Here is a 7637-nt window from a genome sequence, read left to right on the forward strand (position 1 = left end):
GGAACGACGCGACGACATCCACGAAGCCTTCCTTGGCCTCGCCACCTGCCTGATCACCTACCGCCACGTCCAACGCCTTTGTTAGGACCTCTTAGCGCACCGGGCAGGTCGGCCGGCCTGCCCGGTGCATGGGGTGGTGTCAGGCGTTGGTGTCGTCGTGGCCGAGGTTGCCGCCCAGTTCATGGGAGGCTTCGGCCTGTGCGAGGAGTTCCTTGGCCTTGGCCGAGACGCCCTCGATAGCGTCGGCGCCGGCGACGAAGCGCAGCGGCGGCTGGTCCTGGGCGGCGAGGGTCAGCAGGGCGTGGGCGAGCTTGGCGGGGTCGCCGGGCTGCTGTCCGTTGATGCTCTTCCAGGCTGCGACCGTGGCGGTGGTGCGCGCGGCGTAGTCGTCGATGGTCGGTTCGGGCCAGGTGGTGGAGGCGTCCACGAGCAGTTCGGTGCGGAAGTAGCCGGGCTCGACGATGGTGGTGCGCAGGTTGTACGGCTTGATGTCGTGGTGCAGGGCTTCCATCCAGCCTTCGACGGCGAACTTGGACGCGGCGTAGGCGGAGGTGAATTCCGTGCCGACCTGACCGGCGAGCGAAGAGAGGGTGATGACGTGGCCGTCGCGCTGGTTGCGCATGACGGGCAGGACGGCGCGGGTGACGTTCATGGGCCCGTAGAGGTTGGTCTCGATCTGCCGGTGAATGTGCTCCGGGGAGATCTCCTCGAAGAAGCCGGCGTAGAAGTTGCCGGCGTTGTTGATCAGGACGTCGATGCGTCCGAACCGGTCGATGGCGGCCTGTGCGGCGGCGTGCGCGTCGTCCCGGCTGGTGACGTCCAGCTTGGCGGCAAGGAGGTCGTCCTGCGGGCCGCCCAGGGTCTTTTCGACCTCGTCGGGTCGGCGGCCGGTGGCGACGACCTGGTGACCGGCCGCGAGGGCCTGGCGGGCGATGTCCGTGCCGAGACCGCGTCCGGCACCGGTGATGAAGATGACCTTGCTCATGAGGGATTCCTTTCGGGCGCCGGCTGAGGCGCCCCGTGCGTGCTGTTGCCGGGCGGGGATGGGGTCAGCCTTGTTCGGTGGGCATGATCCACAGCTCGCCGATGGCGGCGTGGCGGGGACGGGTGACCATGTAGGCGACGCCGTCGGCGATGTCCTCGGCGGCCAGGACCTCGGTCTCCTCGAAGTGGGGGTCGATCAGTTCACTGCGAACCTCGGGCTTGTTGTGTGTGCCCAGTTCGCTCTCCACGGCGCCCGGCTCGAGGACGCCGACGCGGACGTGGCGTTGGGTGACTTCCTGGCGCAGAGACTCGGTGAAGGCGTGTACGCCGAACTTGGTGGCGTTGTAGACGCCGAAGCCCTTGCTCGCCATGCGGCCGGCGACAGAGCCGATGTTGACGATGTCGGCGACCCGGCGCGGGTCCTGTTCGGCGGCCTTGAGCAGGTGCGGAAGGGCGGCGCGGGTGGTGTAGAGCAGGCCCTGGACGTTGATGGCGATCATGCGGTCCCACTCCTCGGCGTCCGCGCCGACGACGGGGCCCAGGAGCATCAGGCCGGCATTGTTGACCAGGGTGTCCAGCCGTCCGAACCGCTCGACGACCTGCTGTACGGCGTCCTCGGCCTGGATGCGGTCGGTGATGTCCGCTTCCACCACCGTGGCGGTGCCACCCGTCTGCTCGATCTCGGCGGCAAGAGCTTCCAGGCGGTCCTTTCGGCGGGCCACGAGCGCCACCGAGGCGCCCTGCTCGGCGAGCCGGCGGGCGGTGGCGGCGCCGATACCGCTGCTCGCGCCGGTGACGAGTGCGACGGCGCCGGTCAGCTTCGAAGCCATGGGAGGTGTCCTCTTCTCCAGACGTACGGCGTGAGGGGGCAGACGGCGGGCAGCGGCAGCGACGGTCTCTTGCGCGCCGTTACGGCGTGTACTGCTCGAAATGATCAGTGCCGTGCACCGGGCCCGCTATCCAGGCAACCACCCGCGAACGTCCCGTGGGCCGCCGTAATGGGCACCGCTCTTCCGGGGGTCTGCCAGTACCCCCTTCAGCACGCTGACCTGCCAGGTACCGGCCGTACGGTGGACCCATGGACCGCAGCAGCGAGATCCGTGAGTTCCTGCGAACCCGCCGGGCCCGGATCACCCCCGAGCAGGCCGGCCTCGTCCCGCACGGCGGTGCCCGCCGCGTACCGGGTCTGCGCCGCGAGGAAGTCGCCCAGCTCGCCGGCGTCAGCGTCGACTACTACATCCGCCTTGAGCGGGGCCGCACCCAGGGCGTCTCCGAAACCGTCCTGGAGGCCGTCGCCCGCGCGTTGCACCTGGATGGCACCGAACGCGCGCACCTCTTCGACCTCGCCCAGCCCACCGCCACCCGGACCCGCCGCCGGCGCCCCCTAGCCCCGCAGCGGGTCCACCCGGTCCTGTACCGGACCTTGGACTCGCTCAGCGTCCCCGCGGTGGTCCAGGGACGACGCACGGACGTCCTGGCCGCAAACCGGCTGGCCCACGCCCTCTACACCGACTTCGAAGCCCGGCCCCGCCGCGAACGCAACTTCGCCCGCTTCGTCTTCCTCGACGAGGCCGCCCGCACCCTGTACGCAGACTGGGACCGGGTCGCCGGCGACTGCCTGGCCATGCTGCGCCTGTACGCCGGACGCCACCCCGACGACCCGCAGCTCACCGAGCTGATCGGGGAGCTGTCCCTGCACAGCGACACCTTCCGGAGCATGTGGGCCGACCACGACGTCCAAGCCCACACCACCGGCACCAAACGCCTCCACCACCCGATCGTCGGCGACCTCACCCTCGACTACCTGGTCCTGGCCGTCGAAGGCGACCCCGAACAGACCCTCACCATCTACACCCCCGAACCCGCCTCCCCCTCCGCAGAAGCCCTCGCCCTTCTCGCGGCCTGGACCGACACCTCCGCCTCCCTGCCACAGGCACCCGAAGAGACACACAACCCGGCCGACTGACGCCCGCGCCCTTCCGCAACGCGAGTGTGCCGGGCGTTACCCGCTACGGGTCCGCGACGCGGAAACTCCACCGGCACGAGCCGGCTCCGGGGTCCTAGCTCGCTTCCCGGCACCCACGCGGTGGACATCAACGGCGAGCTGGCCAAGCTCGATGCCGACGGCAACCCGCCGCTGCAGCTACCCGCCCAGGGCTGACCTCTGGCTGCGTAGCTTACGGTGACCGACCTCAGGCGGGGCGGCGGATGGCCTGTACGGCGGTGTCGTAGAGGTCGAACATGTCGGCCTGTCCGCCCAGGCGTACCCATTGCTCGTTGGCTGCCTGCAGGCAGACGATCGCTGCGGCCGCGATCGCGCGGGCTTGCAGGGTGCCGCGGTCGGAGTCGGGCAGTCGCGGCTCGATGTGCGGTGCGAACAGGTCCTGCCAGCGGGCTTGCTTCTCGGCGTGTCCGGCACGCAGGGAATCGTTGCCGAACAGCAGCGTGATGAACTCCAGACGCCCTTCGGCGCTCATGTCGATCTCCTCGAGCACCTGGAACGCCGCGCGCAGCGCCGTCCAGGCATCCTCGTCGGCCGGGCGCTCGGCGAGGCGCGCGGCGATCAGCTCGCCCTGTTCGTCCAGGCCGCTGAGCGCCAGGTCTTCCTTGTTGCGGAAGTAGTTGAACAGGGTCCGCCGGGAGACGCCCGCGGCGGCGGCGACCTCATCGAGGGTCGTGTCGTCGAAGCCCTTGGCGGCGAACAGCTCGATGGCCGTCCGCGCCAGCAGTGATCGGACCACGGAGCGGGTCTGTTCCCGGATAGGTGTCGGTTTCTGCGCCATGCACCAATGGTACGCCGTCTCACTCGATGCAGGCACTTGCACTCAGTGCAAAAGCGTGCGTAGAGTGAATGCCATGAGCGACATCGACTACCACCGCCAGACCGTCATCGTCACCGGCGCCAGCTCCGGCCTCGGCGCCGAATTCGCCCGCCAGCTGGCCCGCCGCGGCGCAAACCTCGTGCTGGTGGCCCGCCGGGCGGACCGGCTCGAGAGCCTGGCCGCCGAACTCACCCGCGCCCACGGCGTCACGGTGACCACCGTCGCCCGCGACCTCGGCCTGCCCGACGCCGGCCGCACGCTGCGCGCCGAACTCGAGTCCCGCGGCATCTACGCCACTGGACTGGTCAACAACGCCGGCTTCGGCACCCACGACGCCTTCACCGACGAGGATCCCGACCGCCTGCAGAGCATGATCGCGCTGAACATCAGCGCGCTGGTCGACCTCAGCCGCGCCTACATCGACCCGCTGTCCTCCGCCGACACCGGCGTCCTGATCAACGTCGCGAGCCTGCTGGGCTTCCAGCCGACCCCGTACATGGGTGTCTACGGCGCCACCAAGGCATTCGTGCTCAGCTTCACCGAATCGCTGTGGGAGGAGACCCGCGGCACCAACCTGCGCGTCCTGGCCGTGTGCCCCGGCGCCACCCGGACGGAGTTCTACGACGTCGCCGGGAGCCAGTCCGCCGACTACGGCACGAAGCGGGCAACCCCCGAGCAGGTCGTGAAGATCGCCCTCGACACGCTCGACCGACGGTCCGCGCCCCCGTCGGTGGTCACCAACGGCCGGTCGCTCGCCCTCCTCGGCAAGCTCCTGTCGCGCCGCTCGATGGTCCGGTTCATGGGCTGGATGGCCCGCCGCCAGCGCCCGCAGCTCCCCGTCGCCCGCACCAGCAGCCAAGGAACACAATCATGACCAGCACCGACGTCACCAGACAGCCCACCGACGCGGAGCGCTTCCATCACATCCTCCAAGCTCAGCGCACCGCCTACCTCCGCGACGGAGCGCCCTCCCTGGAGGCGCGGCGCAGCGATCTGACCAGGTTCAAGGCGGCGCTGATCGCCCGGCGGGGCGCCATCGAGGAGGCGATCGACGCTGATTTCGGGCATCGCTCGCGGCACGAGACCGCGTTGATGGAAGTCGTGGGCGTCGTGCAGGGCATCGACTACCTGCACCGCAACCTTCGCCGGTTCATGCGCCCGACCCACCGCCACATCGAGCTGCTGCTGCGTTTCGGCAGCAACCGCATCGAATACCAGCCGCTCGGCGTGGTCGGCGTCATCTCGCCGTGGAACTATCCCGTCAATCTGTCGCTCATGCCGGTCGTCACCGCGATCGCGGCCGGCAACCGCGTGATGCTCAAGCCGTCGAAGCTGACCCCGGCGACGAACGCGGTGCTCGCGTCGATGCTCAACGAGCTCTTCCCGCCGGAGCAGGTCACGATGGTCAGCGGCGACGGTTCCGCGTTCTCGTCCCTGCCGTTCGACCATCTCGTCTTCACCGGCAGCACCGAGGTCGGGCGAGCCGTGATGAAGGCGGCCGGCGACCACCTCGTCCCCGTCACGCTGGAACTCGGCGGCAAGTCCCCGACCATCGTGGCCAAGGGACACGTCCACGACCGGGCCGTGGCCGACATCGTCTTCGGCAAGCTTCTCAGCGGCGGGCAGACCTGCATCGCCCCCGACTACGCCCTGGTGCACGAATCCGAGATCGACGCCTTCGTCGCCAGCTACGACAGACTGGTGAAGACCGCTTACCCCGACGGCCCGACCAGCGACGACTACACCTCGATCATCGACGACAAGCAGTACAAGATCCTCACCGACCTGATAGACGACGCCCGGACTCACGGGGCGCGGATCATCGAGGTCGGACACCGGCCGGGCGACGCGGCCCGCCGTCCGCACACCCTCACACCGACCGTCGTGCTCGGCGTCACCGACGACATGCGCATCGCCCACGAGGAGATCTTCGGCCCCATTCTGCCGATCTTCGGTTACCGCGACATCGACGACGCCATCACTTACGTCAACGCACGCCCGCGCCCGCTGGCCCTCTACTACTTCGGCGACGACGGCCCCGACCGCCGCAAGGTCCTCGACCACACGACCTCCGGCAACGTCACCGTCAACGGCACCATCATGCACGTCGCGCAGGACGACCTCCCCTTCGGCGGCGTCGGCGCCAGCGGGATGGGCAAGTACCACGGCATCGAAGGCTTCCGCACGCTCAGCCATCCCAAGGGCATCCACGTACAAGGACGCTGGAACGCCACCCGCCTGCTGCGCGCGCCCTTCAACAAGCGCACCGAGACCCTCCTCAACTTCCTGCTCCGGTAACGGAGCCATCCCCGGCGCCCGCCGCCCCCTCAGCACCCCCACACACACAAGTGCGGCCGGCCGTTTGTCGGGACCGATCGGCGGATCGGCGGAAATGGTGTTCATCCCGAGCGGCGACGTCGAGTACCAGAACGCACTACCACCCGTGCAGCGGCCAGGGCCTGGCCGAGTCGAACACCTCCGGAAGGAAGCCACCGATGGCTGATCACGACCTCGTTCTCATCACCGGCGCAGGCGGCATGGGCCGCCTCGTCACCGAGCGGCTGCGCGCGCAGAACGTGCCGGTCCGCGTCCTGGTCCGCCGCGAGGACGACCGCGCGGCCGAGGTGCGGGCATGGGGCGCCGAGGTCGTCACCGGGGATCTGACCCGGCCCGAAACGGTGGCGGCCGCGCTCGACGGCGTCCGCCGGACGTACTTCGGGCTCAGTGTGTCCCCGGACCACCTGCTGGCGGCGACCGTCATGGCCACGGTCGCGAAGGCGCACGGCGAACTCGACGTGCTGGTGGACATGTCGCAGATGACGGTGTCGCAGATGACCGCCACCAGCACCGCGGAATCCCACCAGCAGCGGCTGCACTGGCTGGCGGAGCAGGTGCTGGACTGGTCGGGCCTGCCCGTGGTGCATGTGCGCCCGACGACGTTCCTCGACAATCCGCTGTTCACCGCCCTCGCGGCGCGGTCGATCCGCGAGAACGGCACGCTGGCGCTGCCGTTCGGGACCGGACGCACCTCGCCGGTCGCTGCCGACGACGTCGCCCACGTGGTCGCGACCATCCTGCGCGATCCCGGGGAGCACGCCGGGAAGGTGTACGAGCTGACCGGACCGCGGGCGCTCGACATGAGCGAAGTAGCCCAGGAGTTCTCCAAGGCACTCGGCCGGACGGTGACCTATCTGGACGTCCCTCTGCCATGGTGGCGCACAGAGGTACTCGCGAAAGCGGGCCTGCCACAGCACACCGAGCAGCACATCGCGACCATGGCGCAGCTGCACCGCGCGAACCGCTACGACAGGGCGACCATCGACGTTGAGCGCATCACCGGGAAGCGGCCCCTGACCGTCGAGGAGTTCGTCGCCGTCCGCAAGGACTTCTACCTCGGCTGACTGCCCCAGGAATCCCAGTTATGGACAGGGTTTGGTTCTTGTCCGTCGTCCACCGTTTGCGTTCAGCTCAGAGGCTGCCCGGGCCGGTCCTCTTGACGCCGGTCAGATGGGAGTGACCTCGATGGCGGTGATGTGTTCGAGGGCGCTGACGGTGTCGCTCATGACCAGTCCACCTGGTGCGACGGTGATCCGCAGGAGCGCCCCGGGCGGCCCGCGGTCCACCGAGATGACGTGGGAGCCTGTGCAAAAACACTCGCGAACAGGGCGGAAACGAGGTCGGCGTTTCGATGCAGGTAGCAGTCGAGCATCTCGATATGCCGGAAGAAGCGCGCTTTGCTGCCTACAGCGCTGTTTCCACCTCACTCGCCCTGCGAAGTGATCACCGACTGGCCGAGCTTGTGGACGCCGCCGTGCCGCTCGGCTCCGGTAT

General features: G+C 69.1%; 7 protein-coding genes. 4 read left to right on the top strand and 3 right to left on the bottom strand.

Annotated features, from left to right (window positions below):
- Positions 1-139 precede the first annotated feature (139 nt).
- A complete protein-coding gene (locus tag ACH4G3_RS42220; protein WP_397629470.1) occupies positions 140-985 on the bottom strand; it encodes an SDR family oxidoreductase in 846 nt (281 codons plus the stop codon).
- Positions 986-1049: 64 nt separating this feature from the next.
- Entirely contained in the window at positions 1050-1814 is a 765-nt protein-coding gene (locus ACH4G3_RS42225; RefSeq protein ID WP_397629471.1) for an SDR family NAD(P)-dependent oxidoreductase, read from the bottom strand.
- A 248-nt stretch (positions 1815-2062) separates the two neighbouring features.
- Here ACH4G3_RS42225 and ACH4G3_RS42230 point away from each other — a divergent pair, with 248 nt between their 5' ends.
- Positions 2063-2950 (top strand): helix-turn-helix transcriptional regulator, encoded by an 888-nt coding sequence (locus tag ACH4G3_RS42230; RefSeq protein WP_397629472.1) that lies wholly within the window; start codon positions 2063-2065, stop codon positions 2948-2950.
- Positions 2951-3176: 226 nt separating this feature from the next.
- Here the strand turns inward: ACH4G3_RS42230 and ACH4G3_RS42235 are convergent, their stop codons facing one another.
- On the bottom strand, positions 3177-3767 hold the full coding sequence (locus ACH4G3_RS42235; protein WP_397629473.1) for a TetR family transcriptional regulator: 591 nt from the start codon (positions 3765-3767) through the stop codon (positions 3177-3179).
- Positions 3768-3840: 73 nt separating this feature from the next.
- Between ACH4G3_RS42235 and ACH4G3_RS42240 the strand changes: the two genes are divergently transcribed.
- The 3 genes from ACH4G3_RS42240 (at position 3841) to ACH4G3_RS42250 (ending at position 7207) form a co-directional block, all read left to right on the top strand.
- Positions 3841-4680: an SDR family NAD(P)-dependent oxidoreductase gene (locus tag ACH4G3_RS42240; protein ID WP_397629474.1), complete on the top strand. Its 840-nt coding sequence runs from the start codon at positions 3841-3843 to the stop codon at positions 4678-4680.
- Complete coding sequence (locus tag ACH4G3_RS42245; RefSeq protein WP_397629475.1) at positions 4677-6104, top strand: coniferyl aldehyde dehydrogenase; 1428 nt, start codon at positions 4677-4679, stop codon at positions 6102-6104. The genes ACH4G3_RS42240 and ACH4G3_RS42245 overlap by 4 nt, the downstream gene beginning before the upstream one ends.
- Before the next feature lie 197 nt (positions 6105-6301).
- A complete protein-coding gene (locus ACH4G3_RS42250; protein WP_397629476.1) occupies positions 6302-7207 on the top strand; it encodes an NmrA family NAD(P)-binding protein in 906 nt (301 codons plus the stop codon).
- The last annotated feature ends 430 nt before the right edge of the window (positions 7208-7637 follow it).

Origin of the sequence: Streptomyces afghaniensis, assembly GCF_044327915.1 — a bacterium.
Lineage (GTDB): Bacteria > Actinomycetota > Actinomycetes > Streptomycetales > Streptomycetaceae > Streptomyces > Streptomyces afghaniensis.